The organism is Oceanisphaera avium (assembly GCF_002157875.1).
Taxonomy (GTDB): Bacteria; Pseudomonadota; Gammaproteobacteria; order Enterobacterales; family Aeromonadaceae; genus Oceanimonas; species Oceanimonas avium.
Map to the genome: position 1 here is coordinate 1283796 of NZ_CP021376.1, position 17324 is coordinate 1301119.

At 45.4% G+C, this 17324-nt stretch carries 14 protein-coding genes and 1 pseudogene; 9 read left to right on the top strand and 6 right to left on the bottom strand.

Features of this window, described 5'->3' with window-relative positions; all coding sequences use genetic code 11:
* Positions 1–211 precede the first annotated feature (211 nt).
* The gene (locus tag CBP12_RS05870) at positions 212–1216 is read right to left on the bottom strand and encodes a sensor histidine kinase (RefSeq protein WP_086963610.1); all 1005 of its coding nucleotides are present in this window, start codon (positions 1214–1216) and stop codon (positions 212–214) included.
* Positions 1217–1433: 217 nt separating this feature from the next.
* A complete protein-coding gene (locus CBP12_RS05875) occupies positions 1434–2888 on the bottom strand; it encodes a sigma-54 dependent transcriptional regulator (protein WP_086963611.1) in 1455 nt (484 codons plus the stop codon).
* Positions 2889–3302: 414 nt separating this feature from the next.
* Here CBP12_RS05875 and CBP12_RS13925 point away from each other — a divergent pair, with 414 nt between their 5' ends.
* From CBP12_RS13925 to pseC, 3 genes and pseudogenes are all read left to right on the top strand, one after another.
* Positions 3303–3956, top strand: coding sequence for an SDR family NAD(P)-dependent oxidoreductase (locus CBP12_RS13925; RefSeq protein ID WP_456299464.1), 654 nt, complete (start codon positions 3303–3305; stop codon positions 3954–3956).
* 4 nt (positions 3957–3960) lie between these two features.
* On the top strand, positions 3961–4311 hold the full coding sequence (locus tag CBP12_RS13930) for a polysaccharide biosynthesis protein (RefSeq protein ID WP_456299465.1): 351 nt from the start codon (positions 3961–3963) through the stop codon (positions 4309–4311).
* A gap of 2 nt (positions 4312–4313) precedes the next feature.
* A pseudogene (gene pseC, locus CBP12_RS05885) lies at positions 4314–5213 on the top strand (UDP-4-amino-4,6-dideoxy-N-acetyl-beta-L-altrosamine transaminase); the annotation flags it as partial.
* Positions 5214–5224: 11 nt separating this feature from the next.
* Here the strand turns inward: pseC and CBP12_RS05890 are convergent.
* Positions 5225–6405 (bottom strand): IS3 family transposase gene (locus CBP12_RS05890; RefSeq protein ID WP_157420055.1). Its coding sequence is split into 2 segments (ribosomal slippage): positions 5225–6138 and positions 6138–6405, totalling 1182 coding nucleotides; the frame shifts between segments, so codons are not numbered across the junction.
* A 347-nt stretch (positions 6406–6752) separates the two neighbouring features.
* On the opposite strand from CBP12_RS05890, the gene CBP12_RS05895 reads away from it, so the two are divergent.
* The 6 genes from CBP12_RS05895 (at position 6753) to CBP12_RS05920 (ending at position 12551) form a co-directional block, all read left to right on the top strand.
* The gene (locus CBP12_RS05895; protein WP_086963614.1) at positions 6753–8219 is read left to right on the top strand and encodes a flagellin; all 1467 of its coding nucleotides are present in this window, start codon (positions 6753–6755) and stop codon (positions 8217–8219) included.
* Positions 8220–8422: 203 nt separating this feature from the next.
* On the top strand, positions 8423–8845 hold the full coding sequence (locus CBP12_RS05900; protein WP_232455163.1) for a flagellar protein FlaG: 423 nt from the start codon (positions 8423–8425) through the stop codon (positions 8843–8845).
* A 27-nt stretch (positions 8846–8872) separates the two neighbouring features.
* Entirely contained in the window at positions 8873–10297 is a 1425-nt protein-coding gene (gene fliD, locus CBP12_RS05905) for a flagellar filament capping protein FliD (RefSeq protein ID WP_086963616.1), read from the top strand.
* Positions 10294–10590, top strand: coding sequence for a hypothetical protein (locus CBP12_RS05910; RefSeq protein ID WP_086963617.1), 297 nt, complete (start codon positions 10294–10296; stop codon positions 10588–10590). Before fliD ends, CBP12_RS05910 begins: the two co-directional genes overlap by 4 nt.
* 18 nt (positions 10591–10608) lie before the next feature.
* The gene (fliS, locus tag CBP12_RS05915; protein ID WP_232455164.1) at positions 10609–11007 is read left to right on the top strand and encodes a flagellar export chaperone FliS; all 399 of its coding nucleotides are present in this window, start codon (positions 10609–10611) and stop codon (positions 11005–11007) included.
* A 363-nt stretch (positions 11008–11370) separates the two neighbouring features.
* Positions 11371–12551, top strand: a protein-coding gene (locus CBP12_RS05920; RefSeq protein ID WP_086963618.1) for an IS3 family transposase whose coding sequence is annotated in 2 segments (ribosomal slippage) — positions 11371–11638 and positions 11638–12551 — 1182 coding nt in all. Because the reading frame shifts where the segments join, the coding sequence is not laid out codon by codon here.
* Between the two features lie 579 nt (positions 12552–13130).
* Here the strand turns inward: CBP12_RS05920 and CBP12_RS05925 are convergent.
* From CBP12_RS05925 to flgK, 3 genes are all read right to left on the bottom strand, one after another.
* Positions 13131–13451 carry a helix-turn-helix domain-containing protein gene (locus CBP12_RS05925; protein ID WP_086963619.1) on the bottom strand — a complete coding sequence of 107 codons (321 nt, stop codon included), beginning with the start codon at positions 13449–13451 and terminating at the stop codon, positions 13131–13133.
* Between the two features lie 615 nt (positions 13452–14066).
* Entirely contained in the window at positions 14067–15335 is a 1269-nt protein-coding gene (gene flgL, locus CBP12_RS05930; RefSeq protein ID WP_086963620.1) for a flagellar hook-associated protein FlgL, read from the bottom strand.
* A 9-nt stretch (positions 15336–15344) separates the two neighbouring features.
* Positions 15345–17318, bottom strand: coding sequence for a flagellar hook-associated protein FlgK (flgK, locus tag CBP12_RS05935; protein WP_086963621.1), 1974 nt, complete (start codon positions 17316–17318; stop codon positions 15345–15347).
* Positions 17319–17324: the final 6 nt, after the last annotated feature.

Genomic DNA, 17324 nt, shown 5'->3' on the forward strand with positions numbered 1-17324 from the left:
TTAATCTGGGTAAAGGGTGAAGCGGACCACACAACCGGTAGCATCTATACAACAAACCAAACCTAAAACCTCTTTGCCACGCAATACACGGAACAACACGGACGAAGAGCAAAATAAAAAAGACGAGCAACTATTTTTTGTAAGGTCTTACTCTCCGTATTTTTCGCTATTGTCTCAGCTTAAATTTTCCGTGTATTTCGTGGCAAATACTTTAACTTTTAACCTTTTTAGGTAGCCACAAACTAAAGCAAGTCCCTTTACCTAGCGTTGATTGCACCGATACTCGCCCTTGGTGGGCATGCATGACTGCCGCCACCGCAGCTAAGCCAAGGCCGGTACCCTGAGTGCGGGTAGTAAAAAATGGCGTAAAAATACGCTTAATCAGCTCAGCCGCCATACCTTTACCATTATCTTGCAGGCGAATTTCTAGCTCATTATTAGGTGCAGTTAATAATTGCAGCTGCACTTGGCTAGCTCCTGCCTCCACGGCGTTTTCTAATAAATTAAGCACTATGCCTTTTAAGGCATGCAAATTACCGAGCACTTGGCTATTAGCTAAGCCTTCACTAAGCACATGGTCTTTTAGCGATATTTTTAGCGCTAATACATGCCCCGCCGCCTCCACGCATTGGCTTAATAATTCACTAATACTGACGGTATCGGCTAACGGCGCTTGTTCAGGGCGGGCAAATAATAAAATGTCACTAATTTGGCGCTCAATATCATTTAGCCTCGCCACTAAGCGCTGTTGAAATTGGTTACGCTGTTGCTCAGATAACTGCGGCGCCGCTAAATTAGCGCCATAGAGCATAGCCGCAGAAAGTGGGGTACGAATTTGATGGGCAAGGGTGGCGGCCATTTGGCCAAGGGCGGCTAAGCGCTGGGCATGGCTTTGCTGCTCCACCCAAGCGCGGGTGGGCGTTAAGTCTGTTAACTGAATAAGCTGGCCGGGCTGGCCTTCTACATGAGCAATTGCCAGCTGAATGCGCCGTCCGTTTTTTAAAGAGACTTGCAGGCCATCATCAGGTTGGGGCGCAAAGGCACGAGCAATAACGCTAGACCAAGGTTGGTAAAGCAGGGGGTCCCCTAACATAGTTTGTGCTGCAGGATTAACCAGCATGACCTTACCGCGCCCGTCTAACCACACCACGCCGCTGGGCATGGCGTTAACTAACGAAGTCATAATGGCGGTATCTGGCACCAGATCCACAGGCATAGTTTCAGCTACATAACACAAGTGATAGCTAGATCATTCAATAAGCATGCCACTAAGTGTGAATGGTGATCAGGGACTGGGGACTCGTTGCACACAAACACTGGTCGTTCGGCGCGGCTTTAAACTAATCCCTAATCCCAAGTGCCTAATTCCCGCTCTCTAGTACTTGGTTCAGCTTATCTATAACTGCCGGCTGACAGCTTCAAGCTTACGGCTATCATTTGGTAATGCCGTATTTTTTCATCTTCTCTACTAAGGTAGTGCGGCGCATGCCAAGATGCTCGGCGGCGCGGGCCACCACGCCATCATTCACTTCTAAAGATTGGCTGATCATGTCCATTTCTATATTAGCTAACATATCTTTTAAATTTACGCCATCAGCAGAGAGAGTCGGCGCCATAAAACTCGCCTCTTCTTCGTCATCATCTAAGCCCTGAAAATTAAAAAAATCTGCTTCGTTTTCTGCCACACCCTCTGGCTCAGATTGAAACATGGCTGATAGCGCATCACGTTCATCCAGCTCATCAAAGGAGCGGATCATTAACGAGCCTTCACTAGCAGCGCGATATTTAGCCGGTAAGTCGGCAAGCTCCACCATTTGGTTAGGACATAAAATAAACATCCGCTCTACCAAATTAGATAACTCGCGCACATTTCCTGGCCAGTGCCATTGCTTTAGTGAATCTATGGCCGCCGGTGAAAACGAGATTTCAGCATTATGAGTAATACGGTGGCGACTAATTAGCTCATTAAGCAATAGCGGAATGTCTTCTTGGCGCTGGCTTAACGCCGGTGCCTCAATCGGGAACACGTTTAAGCGATAATATAAGTCTTCACGAAAGCGCTGCTCATAAATCATTTGCTCTAAATCGCGATGGGTGGCGGCAATCACGCGCACCTTAGCAGTAATAGAACGAGTGCCGCCGACACGTTCAAAAGTACGCTCTTGTAATACACGCAATAACTTTACTTGCATCGGCAGTGGCATATCGCCAATTTCATCTAAAAACAGCGTGCCGCCCTCAGCTAACTCAAAGCGCCCTTTACGCGCCGTTACCGCACCGGTAAACGCGCCCTTCTCATGACCAAATAATTCGCTTTCTAACAGCTCCGCCGGAATAGCGCCGCAGTTAATGGGTACAAAAGGGCCCGATGATTGCAAAGACAATAAATGGATGGCGCGTGCAATCACCTCTTTACCGGTACCCGACTCCCCTAATAACAAGACGTTGGCCGGCTTATTGGCCACTTGACGGATCAGGTTTTTTACCTCGGTCATGGCCTCACTCTCACCAATTAGCAAGTCGTGTAAGCGGCAATCTTGATCACTGGAAATGAGTACCGGCTGCCAATTTCTCGCTTGTAGCAGTAAAGAGGTGAGCTCATCATAAGTTAGTGAAGCTAAGGTGCCGAGCAAGTTGTCTTGGCTACAAACCGTGTCTACCAAGCTAATAAAAGCATGATGAGGAAAAGCGTCTAATAACTCACTTAAAGGCACATCGGTCTCACCGACTAATACCGTCATGCTTTGCGGCTGGCTTTGTAACCAGTTTTTATCTTCCGCTCGGCTGCCACTGCGCCACTCCACCTGCATAAACGACAAGATGGACTCCAGCCTTAAGCGTCGCTCCTGATTGTGATCCATGATCAAAACGCAGCCATTAAAGCTCATAGGAACTATATCCTTACAATTCAGTTATTATTTGACGCATTTTCACAATTGATATTAAATCGCAGCTTTATTTTAACCAACAACTAAACACGACTTAACACAGTGCAACTTTGCATAGTATGAGATGCCGTAATTCTGACACAAGCGTCAAAAAAACTCGAGCCCTACAGCGTCATCTCAGCAGTAAATATGACTTAGATCAAAAGCTCAGACTCAAAAGACTCATTTAATGACACAAAACGTGAGCCTAACGACAATTTGAGAGAGAAAGGTTGGCACAAATAATAAGGCTAGCCTGAATTACCAGAAACTAAATAAGTGTTCTAGAAAATGAGGCTTTTAGGCGAACTAGTTCTTTAAGGTACGCTTCTTGCTTAAACTATAGTTAATTATTTCTCTTCGCAGAGACACTACATGCTCACCAACAAAACCATTCTCATTACCGGAGGTACTGGTTCGTTCGGTAACACCTTTGTGCCCATGACTTTGGCAAAATTTAATCCTAAAAAAGTGATCATTTTTTCACGGGATGAAATGAAGCAATGGGAGATGGCCAAAAAATTTCAGGGTGACGATCGCATCCGCTTTTTTATTGGTGATGTACGCGATAAAGACCGACTCTACCGAGCGCTAGATGGCGTGGATTATGTGGTACACGCTGCGGCAACCAAAATAGTACCTACTGCTGAATACAATCCGTTTGAATGCATCAAAACCAACATTAACGGTGCCATGAACTTGATTGATGCCTGCATAGATAAAGGCGTTAAAGGTGTGGTGGCGCTGTCTACCGACAAAGCTAGCAGCCCAATCAACCTCTACGGTGCCACCAAGCTAGCATCAGACAAAATGTTTGTGGCCGCTAACTCCTACTCAGGCGAGCACGGATCTAAGTTCTCTGTAGTTCTCTGTAGTGCGCTATGGCAATGTAATGGGTTCACGTGGCTCGGTGATTCCATTTTTTATGTCAATGAAAGATTCAGGTACCTTACCCATTACCGACGCGCGCATGACTCGCTTTATGATCTCACTCGAGCAAGGTGTGGAGTTGGTATGACATGCCTTTAATGACATGGTAGGCGGTGAAATTTACGTTAAAAAAATTCCCTCCATGAAGATGACGGATCTCGCCGCCGCCATCGCCCCCGAGGCTAAGCTAGAGGTAGTTGGCATTCGCCCTGGCGAAAAGCTACACGAACAAATGGTAAGCCAAGAAGATGCTTATACTACCTACGAATATTCGGAGCATTACAAGATCCTACCCTGCATTAATGGCTGGGCAACTTGTCTTAAGCGTATTAAAGACGGCATAAAAGTGCCTGAAGGCTTCGTCTATGCTAGCGATACTAATGATCAGTGGATGAAGGTAAGCGAACTACGAGAGTGGATTACTAATAACAATCATCATATTGGGAAGTTTTAACTGTGATCCCCTATGGCCGCCAAGATATTAATCAAGCAGATATTGATGCCGTGATAGAGATACTTAAGTCTGATTTTTTAACTCAAGGGCCCAAAGTGCCGCTGTTTGAGAAAACCGTCGCAGATTATGTAGGCTCAGATCATGCGGTAGCCGTCAACAGCGCCACCTCTGCCCTGCACATCGCCTGTTTAGCATTAGGGCTAGGCCCCGGTGATTGGTTATGGACTAGCCCTATTACTTTTGTTGCCTCGGCAAACTGCGGCTTATATTGTGGAGCTCAAGTTGATTTTGTTGATATAGATCCTCGCACTTATAACTTGTGTGCTAAAGAGCTCGAAAAAAAACTTATTACCGCAAAACAAAATGGAACTCTGCCTAAAGTCGTCATCCCCGTGCATTTTAGCGGCCAGTCTTGTGATATGCAGGCGATTCATGCCTTATCAAAAAGATACGGGTTTAAAATAATAGAAGATGCTTCTCATGCCATAGGTGGTAAGTATAAAAAAGAACCTATAGGCAATTGCCGCTATAGCGACATCACCGTTTTTAGTTTCCATCCAGTTAAAATCATCACTACCGCCGAAGGTGGCATGGCGATGACTAATAACCCGCAGCTTGCAGAAAAAATGCAATTGTATCGCAGCCACGGTATTACTCGCGATCCAAGCTTCATGACTCACGAGCCAGATGGTTCTTGGTATTACCAGCAAATAGAGCTGGGTTATAACTATCGCATGACTGAACTACAAGCGGCATTAGGTATCAGTCAAATGCAGCGCTTAGATGGGTTTATTACCCAACGACATAAACTTGCACAGCGCTATAATGAATTACTTGCTGACCTACCTATTACCTTGCCTTGGCAGCATGTGGACAGTGATTCAAGCTGGCATTTATATGTCATTTGTAGTGGTCAAGTAAAAGTAGCCACCGATTTATAGTTAATCCAATAATCTACTTCAGCCTGATTTGGACTGATACCACCATTGTGCTGATGGGGTCTCAATTGACTGTAATAACCGATTAAATATTTCACGATGTGATGCTGTGCTTCAGATAATGACTGATAGCCATAAGTCGGCACCCATTCAACTTTTAAGCTTCTAAAGAAACGCTCCATGGGAGCATTGTCCCAGCAGTTTCCACGTCGACTCATGCTCGGTTTTATTTGGCACTGCCACAACGTCTGCCGAAACTGTCGGCTTGTGTAATGACAGCCCTGATCACTATGAAACATCACACCTTTAGGCCGCCCCCGACTTTCATAAGCCATTTTCAATGCGCTACTGGTCAGCTTGCTATCCGGCGAGAGCGATATCGCCCAGCCAATAGGTTTACGAGCAAATAGGTCCAGCACCACGGCTAAATAAGCCCAGCGATTGCCCGACCAGATATAAGTCACGTCACCGCACCAGACACCATTAGGAACTTCAACATTAAACTGCCGAGCTAGCTCATTAGGGGTTTCAACATGTTCATTGCTCGCTTTCTTATATCTGTGCTCCCGGATCTGACAACTCACCAACCCGAGCTTTTTCATCAGACGACCTGCGCGATAGCGGCTTAAGGGAACAGCTTGGGTCGTGGCCATTTGGGCAATACTTCGTGCGCCTGCCGACTTTCCGCTTTCCCGAAACAGTTCTTTAACCTTCGCTATTTCTTCAATATGTTTGGCGCATACTGGCTTTTGTGAACGTTGTTGCCAATATTTAAAGCTGCTGCGATGGACACCAAACACTTGGCATAGTTTGCTGACTGGATAGCTCGTCTTGAGTTTCTCAATTAGCGAGAACTGTTCAGGGAGTCGGACATCAAGAGAGCGGTAGCCTTTTTTAGGATGTCTTTCTCCATCTCAATTTCACGAATACGCTTTTCCAGTTCACGAATTCTGAGTTGATCGGGCGTCATGGGTGTGGCTTTTGATGTCTCACCGTTGCGCTCTTTGCGCAGCTGGCGAGCCCATGTATCCATCGTTGAATAGCCGACACTCATCGCCTCAGCCGCCTGACGAACCGTATAGTTCTGGTCGATCACTAACTGTGCCGCTTCGAGTCGGAATTCAGGAGTAAAATTACGTTTTGGTCTTGTTGTCATAGTGTCACCTAGTAGCTTCTTGGTGCATGATAGCACCTCTAATTAGGTGGCCAAATTCACTATGCCACTACACTATTTTTTATGACCGCAGTTAATAAAATAATTTTTAAAGTTTTTCTGCATAGCGTCGATAACTTCATCAGCAAAACAAAGTATTGGGTTAAGCACAGGGTGCAGTTCACTTTAACCTTAAGCTAAAAAATCAGCAGAAAAGTGAAAAAAAAGTAAAGCTTTCGCCACCCTTGCCGATACCTTAGATAACTGCGAAGCAATTGCTTAAAGCAAAAGTTTCAATATTAAAAGCATACCGGCATAGCGCCGGACCAAACCTCGATGGAGAGTTGATTATGGCGATTACAGTAAACACAAACGTTACCGGTATGACCGCACAACGTAACTTAACCCAGTCTTCTAATGCCCTGGCCACCTCCATGGAGCGTTTAGCCACGGGTAGCCGCATTAACTCGGCAAAAGATGACGCGGCTGGCCTGCAAATTTCTAACCGCTTGAACTCTCAGGTACGTGGTTTAGGCGTAGCAATGAAGAACGCCAACGATGGTATCTCTATTGCACAAACCGCAGAAGGCGCGATGAACGAGTCTACCAACGTATTACAACGTATGCGTGATCTTGCCCTGCAATCTGCGAACGGGACTAACTCCGCAGAAGACCGCAAAGCGATTCAAAAAGAAGTAAGTGCCCTGCAGTCTGAGTTAACGCGAATTGCCGAAACCACTTCGTTTGGTGGTCAAAAACTAATTGATGGTTCTTTCGGTAGCCGTACTCTGCAAGTGGGTGCCAATGCCAATGAAACTATCGATCTGCAGTTGAAAAGCGTTGCGGCCGATAAAATTGGTTCTAACCGCTTTACTTTAGCAGGTTCAGCTGGTGCTGGGTTAGGTGAGGCAGCTTTAGGTACCGATAATGGCGTAACCACCAGTGCATTCACTTTAAAAGGAATGGGTGATAACAAAGCACTTACTATTGCAGCGAACGCTACAGCAAAAGATATTGCAAGCGCTATCAATGGTGTATCGGCAGATACTGGAATTACTGCCGAGGCGAGAACAGCGGCTAAACTTGATAGCTTAGCGGCCGCAGGGAAAGTTAGTTTTGATTTAAACGGCTCTTCTATTTCTGCCAATATTAACAGTGTTGATGACCTCTCAGCGTTAGCTGATGCAATTAACTCTAAGTCTACCGACAGCGGTATTAAGGCAACTGTGGACGGGGGAGCGCTTACTTTAGTGAGTGCCTCTGGCGAAGATATCAAAATCAGTGCTTTTGAGTCGGCTGGTACAGGTACTATGAACCTCACAGGTATAGATATTGATGGCAACGAAGGAACTGCGGCTGAATTGGATGCTGCTTCGGCCAAAGCGGGAATTGTGGCGGGTTCAGTACGCATGAACTCTAATGACGGCTTCTCTTTTGATGCTGCTGGTGCAACAGGTAACGCGACTATTGGGGTTAAAGAAGATGGAGATTATTCAACCCTGAACTCCACAGCTACTATTGATTTATCGACTCAAGCTGGTGCGCAAAATGCAATTGGTATCTTAGACGGCGCCATTGGTATGATTGACGCACAGCGCTCTGACCTAGGTGCGATGCAAAACCGCTTGAACAGCACCATCAATAACTTGGCCAACACGCGTGAGAACGCCGCCGAAGGTATGAGCCGCATTAAAGACGTCGACTTTGCCGACGAAACGGTAAACCTGACTAAGCAGCAAATCCTGCAGCAGGCTGGTACTTCGATTCTTGCTCAAGCTAAGCAAATCCCACAGGCGGCACTTTCGCTGCTGGGTTAAGGCAAGTAGGCTAATACTTTAGCCACACTATTAGCCATAATAATTGGGGGCATAGCCCCCTTTTTAGCAAATGAAGTTAGATTTAAGGCTGTTTAGTTTAAGGTGGTGGCGCTAAGTACTTATCAAGAGTGCCAAAGCCTTACTCCATTAAGCTAAGCAGCGTTTTCGTTTGTAGCTCTTTTTAGCATTAGCTTGAGGATACAATGATGGACACACTTCCTTTACCCGCTAAAGCCCCGATTTTAGCCTCAGATATGAGCGCTAAACAGCAACAAGTCGCAATCACTCAGCCGATAGGTAGTGAAGCTACGCAAACGGTGCAAGCCGTGCAGGCGCTAGATAAAAGCGGTGCTAATAACTCGACCATTCACGAGCAAAAAGCGGAGCAGGCCAAGACGCTCAATGGTGAGCAGCTTGAAGAGTTAGCTAAGCAAATGGATAAATTTGTCGGTAGCTTCACTCATGAGCTTAAGTTTCGCGTAGATGAAGACTCTGGCCGTAATGTAGTAACCGTAATCGACAGCAAGAGTGGTGATACTATTCGCCAAATTCCTACCGAAGAGCTGTTAGACGTGATTGCTCGCTTAGCCGAGGCCAGCAGTGGCTTGATTAATGTTAAAGCTTAGGCTCTAGCGTACCCAAGGAGACAGATTATGAGTGGTTTAAAATTACCTGGTGTAGGTTCTGGTTTTCCTATTCAACAGTTTGTGGATGCCACCGTTGCTGCCGAACGGGGGCCAAAAGCCAATATGTTGGGCCGCCAAGCCAATGATATTAAAGTGCAATTGTCTTCTTATGGTTCATTAAAGAGCGTGCTGGATGAGTTTAAAAGTTCACTTAAAAAATTGGGTGAAGAAGAAGCTTTTCAAAAACGTACCACCAGTTTTAATAACAGTGGCTTTGTGAGTGCTAAGGCCGACAAAGATGCAGTGGCCGGCAGTTATACACTGCAAGTTAATAAATTAGCCACCGCTCATAAACTGGGTAGTGATTACGTTGCTAAAGAAGATGCCACTAAAAAACTGGGAGCCGGTACCTTTAGTTTCACTTTAGGCAGTGGTGAAAATGCCCAGTCGTTTGGTGTGAGCGTGAGTCAAGAAAAAAGCAGCTTAAAAGACATAGCCGAAGCCATTAATAATGCCGAAGATAATAAAGGCGTACGCGCTACTGTCGTCACCGGGGAAGATGGTGCACGATTGGTTTTTTTCGCCGATAAAACCGGTACCGACAGTACTATTACGGTGAGTGCCACCAGTAGCGGTACCAGTGAAGTTGCCGGCAAAGATTTACAAAGCTTGGTTGCCAGCACCACTACGGTACAAGAAGCACAAAATGCGGAGCTAACTATCGATGGTGCGCTGGTAGTTAGCCAAAGCAATGAAATTAAAAATGCCATTCAAGGCGTCACCTTGGATCTGAAAAAAATAAATGACAAACCAGAACAAACCGATGCTAAAGTTAACACTACGTTAACCATTGGTTATGACAAAGGCACAGTAGAGAAAAATCTAAAAGATTTTGTGGCTTCCTTTAACAAAGTGATGGGCACCCTTAATCAGTTAACTTCTTATGATCAGAAGAGTCAGGTAGCAGGCCCGTTAAATGGCGACAGTACCGCGCGTAACTTAACCTCACAAATAAAAAGAATGTTAAGTGAGCCAATAGAAGGCGCTGTGTCTCCACTGAGAAATCTGACTGACTTAGGGATTACCAGTAAACAAGACGGCACCATAGAGCTTGATGAAGATATTCTAAAGAAACACGTAGAAGATAATTTTGAGCGCATAGGCGTGTTATTTGCTTCAGAAGAAGGTGTTTCTAAAAAGCTAGATGACATGCTAGAAACCTTTGTCGGTAAAACCGGTATCTTAACGGAGCGTGATAAGTCGCTTAACGAACGCATGGCTAAGCTGGATAAAGAAGCCGTTAACTTTGAAATGTATATGGAAAAGTTTGAAGAGCGCACTTATCGTCAATTCTCGAAGATGGATATATCGGTAGCGCGCTTAAATCAGCAATTAGACTCAGTTATGGCCGCTTTTAGCAGCATGCCGGACTTCAGCGGTAATAAAAAGTGAGTTTTTTAGCGCAGTTAATTGAGCTTGATGCTCGCCTTTTTGCCGAGCTTGCTAAAGACGATGAGTTTGATCAAGATTACTTTGAAGAGCAGCTAATCGTAAGAGCTGACTTACTAAAAAACGTAATCAGTGACGGTAATATTAGCGCAAGTGAGTCGAGCGAGCTGATTACTCGCTCCCGCCGTTTAAAAGAAGCCGCCGAGCAATTGCAACAACGCTTAGGTGAGCAACTTAAACAAATGAATAAAGGCCGCCGCTCTGTGCAGGCCTATCAAACTGTTAAACGCAACTAGGTTAAATAAGGAATGATAATGGCAGGACCAATGCGCGGCTCAATGAAAGCTTATAAATCGGTAGCACTAGATAGTCAGAAAACCGTAGCAACCCCCTATAAAGTGGTACAAATGCTGTTAGCCGGTGCGCTTGAACGCTTAGCCAAGGCGCGTGTTGCCATTGATAAAGAAAAATTTGCTGAGCGCGGTGAGCTACTAAGCGCAACTTTAATGATAGTTGCCGAATTACGTATGGCACTCGATCATGATGCCGGCGGTGAAATATCAGCTAACCTTGATAACTTGTATGAATTTATGATGGGGGAAATAGTGCAGGCTAACATTCATGACGATGTAGATAAGCTAGAAACAGTTAGCCGTTTGCTGCGCGAGATTAAAGAAGGCTGGGATGCTATTCCAGTGAGTGAGCAAGAGTAATTAATAATATAGGGTAATTAACAATACAGCACGATAATGGATTAATATCACTGACGGCTCAGCAGTTATTAGATGAAGGGCTGCATTGTTATCATAAAAAAAATTTAAAAGGGGCACTCTATTTTTTAGAGGCCCTTTTCTGTTAGAAAAAAATAATGTAGAACTACTCACGACCATCATCAATATATTGCAAGAAATTAAACGCTATAAAAAAGCAGAAGAATATATTGATGCTCTGTTGGTGCTCGATAAAGAAAATGAAAACTATCAATTCATTCAAGCTGAAAACCTTGTAGTGGCATAGTGAATTTGGCCACCTAATTAGAGGTGCTATCATGCATCAAGAAGCTACTAGGTGACACTATGACAACAAGACCAAAACGTAATTTTACTCCTGAATTCCGACTCGAAGCGGCACAGTTAGTGATCGACCAGAACTATACGGTTCGTCAGGCGGCTGAGGCGATGAGTGTCGGCTATTCAACGATGGATACATGGGCTCGCCAGCTGCGTAAAGAGCGCAACGGTGAGACTTCAAAAGCCACCCCCATGACGCCCGATCAACTCAGAATTCGTGAACTGGAAAAGCGTATTCGTGAAATTGAGATGGAAAAAGACATCCTAAAAAAGGCTACCGCTCTCTTGATGTCCGACTCCCTGAACAGTTCTCGCTAATCGAGAAACTCAAGACGAGCTATCCAGTCAGCAAACTATGCCAAGTGTTTGGTGTCCATCGCAGCAGCTTTAAGTACTGGCAACAACGTTCACAGAAGCCAGTATGCGCCAAACACATTGAAGAAGTAGCGAAGGTCAAAGAACTCTTTCGGGAAAGTGAAAGTTCAGCCGGAGCACGAAGTATTGCCCAAATGGCCACGACCCAAAATGTCCCTCTAAGCCGCTATCGCGCAGGTCGTCTGATGAAAAAGCTCGGGTTGGTGAGTTGTCAGACCCGAGAGCACAGATATAAAAAAGCGAGCAATGAACATGTTGAGACCCCTAATGAGCTAGCTCGGCAGTTTAATGTTGAAGCTCCTAATGGTGTCTGGTGCGGTGACGTGACTTATATCTGGTCGGGCAATCGCTGGGCTTATTTAGCCGTGGTGCTGGACTTATTTGCTCGTAAACCTATTGGCTGGGCGATATCGCTCTCGCCGGATAGCAAGCTGACCAGTAGCGCATTGAAAATGGCCTATGAAAGTCGCGGGCGGCCTAAAGGTGTGATGTTTCATAGTGATCAGGGCTGTCATTACACAAGCCGACAGTTTCGGCAGACGTTGTGGCAGTGCCAAATCAAACCGAGCATGAGTCGACGTGGAAACTGCTGGGATAATGCTCCCATGGAGCGTTTCTTTAGAAGCTTAAAAGTTGAATGGGTGCCGACCTTTGGCTATAGGTCATTTTCTGAGACACAGCACCATATCGTGAAATATTTAATCGGTTATTACAGTCAATTGAGACCCCATCAGCACAATGGTGGTATCAGTCCAAATCAGGCTGAAGCAGATTATTGGATTAACTATAAATCGGTGGCCACTTTTACTTGACCACTACATTACTCTTTGTGGCACATTAACACCAGAGCACTTGCTTAAGAGTTTAATAATAAATTCATGTTAAAAGCGAGATCTTGACGTACGTCAAGAAAGCCTAACAAGATATCTATCTTAAAAATATCCTCTTTAGCGCTCTACTCTGCCACCTACTGTTAAATGGCCACTAAGAACCAATATTTAGCCAACAACCTAGGTTTTGTAGCCGTCATTGGTAGAGCGAAGAAGGATGTAAAACAAAAATAAACCACATCGCTATTAACTTGCTTAGCTAAAGAACAACTCTAAACATTCCTGCTTAGACGGGAGTGGCAGGCAAAGCAGTACACTACAAATACCTAAAGCTGTGGGAGATCCTGAAGCTTCGGTCATGCCGGGCTACGACCCGGTATCAGGATGACGGCACAAGTGCAGCGCCGAGCTTTGTGCCTTTGCAGTCATACCGAGCTCGCCTCGGTATCTCGTTTTGATGGTTAAGTATTAACGACTAAAGCGAGATCCTGATTTTCATCAGGATGACGGCGCTGAGCACAAGACACCGTGCGTGAAATAGCCTAGCTAGCACAATCGGCTTTATGATGAGTGCGAGTTTATATCTTCTGCCAATAGCTTTTTCATCAGCGCGGGGTTGCGTGGTAACAGGCCAGCTTTTAAACCAAAAGGTCTAAAAATAGCATTTAACACGTTAAGTGAGGGGCTGCCGATATCTCGCTCTACATCCGATAATGTGCGTCTACTTACTTTCACCAACGCTGCACAGTCAGTTTGAGACATATTCAGCAGATCTTTTCTAAGCGTACGTAGCAACTGGCCTTCTGTTATCTCCCCCGTAAATAATTGCATTAACAGGCTTATCAATAACGCTTCACGCTCACTAGGGCTTGGTTTTTTCATTACAGGTTCCAGCCTTGTAATTTTGCGCCTAGATAATCAAATCCCATTATAGGTATACGTATGCTATTCAAGTAACCGACCTCGTAAACTTACTCATAATGAGCAATTTATTACTCAAAAATAGTGAAAACTCTAAATAATGAGCGATATATTGCTCATGACGACCCCGGTGGCAATAGGTTATCAAAAGAAAAGTAAACACTAGCGCCAAACATTGAAAAAAGTTGGGTTTTTAGAGCTGAATGATGGGGAAAGTAAGAAAGCTTATTAAGACATTAAAACTAGATCCTGACGTGCGTCAGGATGACGGCAAAGGGCTGGGCGCTGGTTTTCCTAATAGCTTATGGCTGAGAGTGAGTCGTCTTACCGGTACTGAATCTACGTCATGCTGAACTCGATTCAGTATCAGCATAACGGAGACCGTATCTCGCTTTGATATTTAAGGCCTAAAGATTACACCGAGATCCTGAAGCTTCGTCATGCTGGGCTACAACCCAGTATCAGAGTGACGGTATAAGGCTGAGACCAAAACACCGCTCTTTATGGGAGCGGTGTTTATTTTAGTTTAGGTTTATATTTTTACTTAGCTGGGCGCCGGGCGCTTGGTGCTATGGCTTAGATATAATTAAACAGACTCATATTTTGAATTTTACCAAACATGGTTTGTGTGGCCTGCAAGGCCACCATGGTTTGGCTAAACTCGCCAGTAGCTTTGGCGTAGTCTAAGTCTTCCATACCGCTGCGTAATTTATCCAGCGTTAATCCCATCTCTATGTGCGTTTCTCGCTGGTTATCTACTCGCTGCATGCGGTTACCGGTGTCGGCGCGCACTCGTGTAAAATGCGAGCCCATGGCATCCAGCTCATCTAAAATATCGTTCATCTCACTTTGGCCACTGGGGTTATGACCATCGCTGCTTAGCCAAGTTAGCGCGCGATTTAAAATATCAAAAGCATCTCTTTCATCTTGGCCAGTACCATCTTGAACCGTTGAGTTTAATTGGATGTTATCGCCTATTTTAGCCTCGCCTTTAATGGCTATTTCAAGACCGTCCACCGTGATTTTTTGGCTGGGATCAAAAGCTAATTGCGGATCAGTGGGGTCTGCCGGCAGTATCACATTATTGTTGGCATCTTTCACTTGGTAATAGACCGCTTCGGGATTGGCAGGATCGAGGGGATCCGCTGGCACAAACTCTATGGTATAGCGGGCTTGGTCACTAAAATCTGCGCGATTTTTAATATCGACACTTTCTAAGCGCACCTGATCCTTTCGCGGCTCGCTACCTAATTGGTAATTAACTGTAAAATCGCCTCGCGGGTTAGGTACACTGCCAAATACTTGCTCACCGCTGTGGTTAAGCTCCACCTTTACGCTATCACCTATTACCATTTGCCGCTCACCGCTGTCACCGCCATAGGCAATGCTGCCATCAGGATGGCGGGTAAAAGGAGCACTATCAGTTTGAAAGCCACCAAAAATGGCTTGGCCAAATTCATCTTTACTGTTGGCAATATCAAACAGCTCATCCATGCGGCTTTGCAGCTCTACCTTAAAGGCGTCTCGCTCATGTTGGGTAATAGCCGGATTATTAGCTTTAAGCATAATTTCTTTTACTTGCTGGGTAATATTCTCAGCACTCGTAAGACCCGTTTCTTCACGGCGCAAGCGATTATCAGCCAAGTTAAGATTGGTTTGATATTGGTCGAGCTTACGCAGCTCTTGTTTGTAGTTAAGAATGCCGTTAGCGGATACCGGATCGTCACTGGCATGTTCCACGCGTTTACCCGAGGAAATTTGGCCCAATATCTTATTAGCCTCAGAGGTACGGCCACTAATATTGTCTAGGTTACGCTGAATAAATTGAAAACTGGATATGCGCATGATTATTCCTTAGCGTATCTGCAACAGAGTATTCATGGTCTCGGAGGCCACGGTCACCACACGGGCAGAGGCCATATAAGACTGCTGAAAACGTAATAAGTTGGCGGCTTCTTCGTCTAGGTTAACCCCAGAGGTAGCTAACATACGGTCATAAGACTGGTTGTAAGCCGCTTCTGCCGCTTGGGCTCTTATTTTTTGGTTTTTGGTAATGCCACCAATTTCTACCGCGGTTTTATTTAAACTATCAGTGACGGTAGACTTGCCATTATCTAACCATTTTTTATTTTGAATATCGGCAAAGGCTAAGGCATTGCTGTTATTACCTGAGCCTTTCGCTTGTTTAACCACAAATTGATCAAACTCAGCCGGCGTGCCTTTAATATTCATTTGCACATCACCAAAGGTGATATTGCCCTCAGCGTCTGGCGTTAGCGCCGTGCCCAAGGCCGTACCATCTGCTTTATAAACCTCATACACCAACACCGGCGGCGTGGCGGCCGTGCCATCATCTACTACTTTTACGCTTAAGGGATAATCTGCTGTTGGAATAGCGGCGGCCGGTGGCGTAGGTTCAACTAAGTTAACGCCAACTTTACCGGTGCCGGTATTATCTTTATTAGCCGCCACCATAATGGTGCCTGAGGCGGCAATTTGATCGCCACTATTTAAGTCAACTTGTAAGTCTACGCCCCCTTGGCGGGTAGGACGGATCACCATTTCATCAGTGGTATTAGGCGCTTCGCTTAAGGTAATGCTAAAGCCTAAATCTGGTAGGTTAATGGTTTGCTCAGGTGCTGCGCTGGTATCTACATCCGCGGCATCAATGGCGAATGTTTTGCCATTGGTCACATCGGTAAGCATATAGTCGCCACCGTAGTATTTAAGGGTATATTCCCCGCCGGTGAGCTTACTGGTATCACTAATGGTCACACTGCCATCAATATTGGAGTTGCTGCTTAAAAAGCGACTTTTTTGCGCCTGAGGATCGTTAATATCGGTGAAGAAGTTTTTACCTGGCTCGCCATTTAAGTCCACACCTTGTTTTTGCACTTGGTTATAGGCGTCGGCAATACCAATTGCCACTTTGCCCATATCGCTTAAGTTAGGGCCTAGCACTTGGTCGCGATAATGAAACAATGCGCCCATCTCACCGCCTAAGTCCAGGCTACCTTTAAGGCGAGTAGCAAGTTCTGGCTTACCGGGTTGGGTAATATATAACTCCGTTTGCTGAGGATCAGGTGAGCCTGGTCGTACTTCCATGCCATAGGCTTGGTTGCCACTCACTAAGGGTTCACGCCCACCTAGCATCACGGAGACCATGCCGTTATCGCCTTTAAGGGTGGTGACTTTAACCTCTTTACCTAACTCTTGAATTAGGCGATCCCGCTGATCCATTAAATCATTGGGGCTGCCATTTTGGCCGGCATTAAATATTTCTTGATTAAGCTCAGCAATGCCGTTAGCAAGCGTGGTGACATGATCGGCACGAGATTGGATATCGCGATTTTTAATGACCATTTCTTGATCAAGCGCGCTATAAAATTCATTAAAATGGTTAGTCAGATCATGGGCATTAGACAGCATTAAATCTCGGTTACCTAAGTTACCTGGATTATCTGCCACGGCGTTAATCGCTTTATACATGTCGTCTAAGCTACTGGCGATGCCTTTATTCACGCCGGTTAAGCTTTGATCAAGAAAGCTTAAATGATTATATAGCGCCTCGGCACCGGCTTGTTCGGTGTTATTAATAAGCACGTCTCTAAACGCGTATTCTTGATACATGCGGGTAACGTCAGTCACGCGGGTGCCGGTGCCATAAAACTGGGCACCATGATACATAGGCAGCGTGGTCACTTGCTCTACCCGCTGGCGGCTATAGCCTTCGGTATTCACGTTGGCAATGTTATGACCGGTGGTGGCCAATTGGCCTTGGGCGGCTAATAAGCCACTTACCCCAGTTTGATAAATATCAACAGCCATGATGTG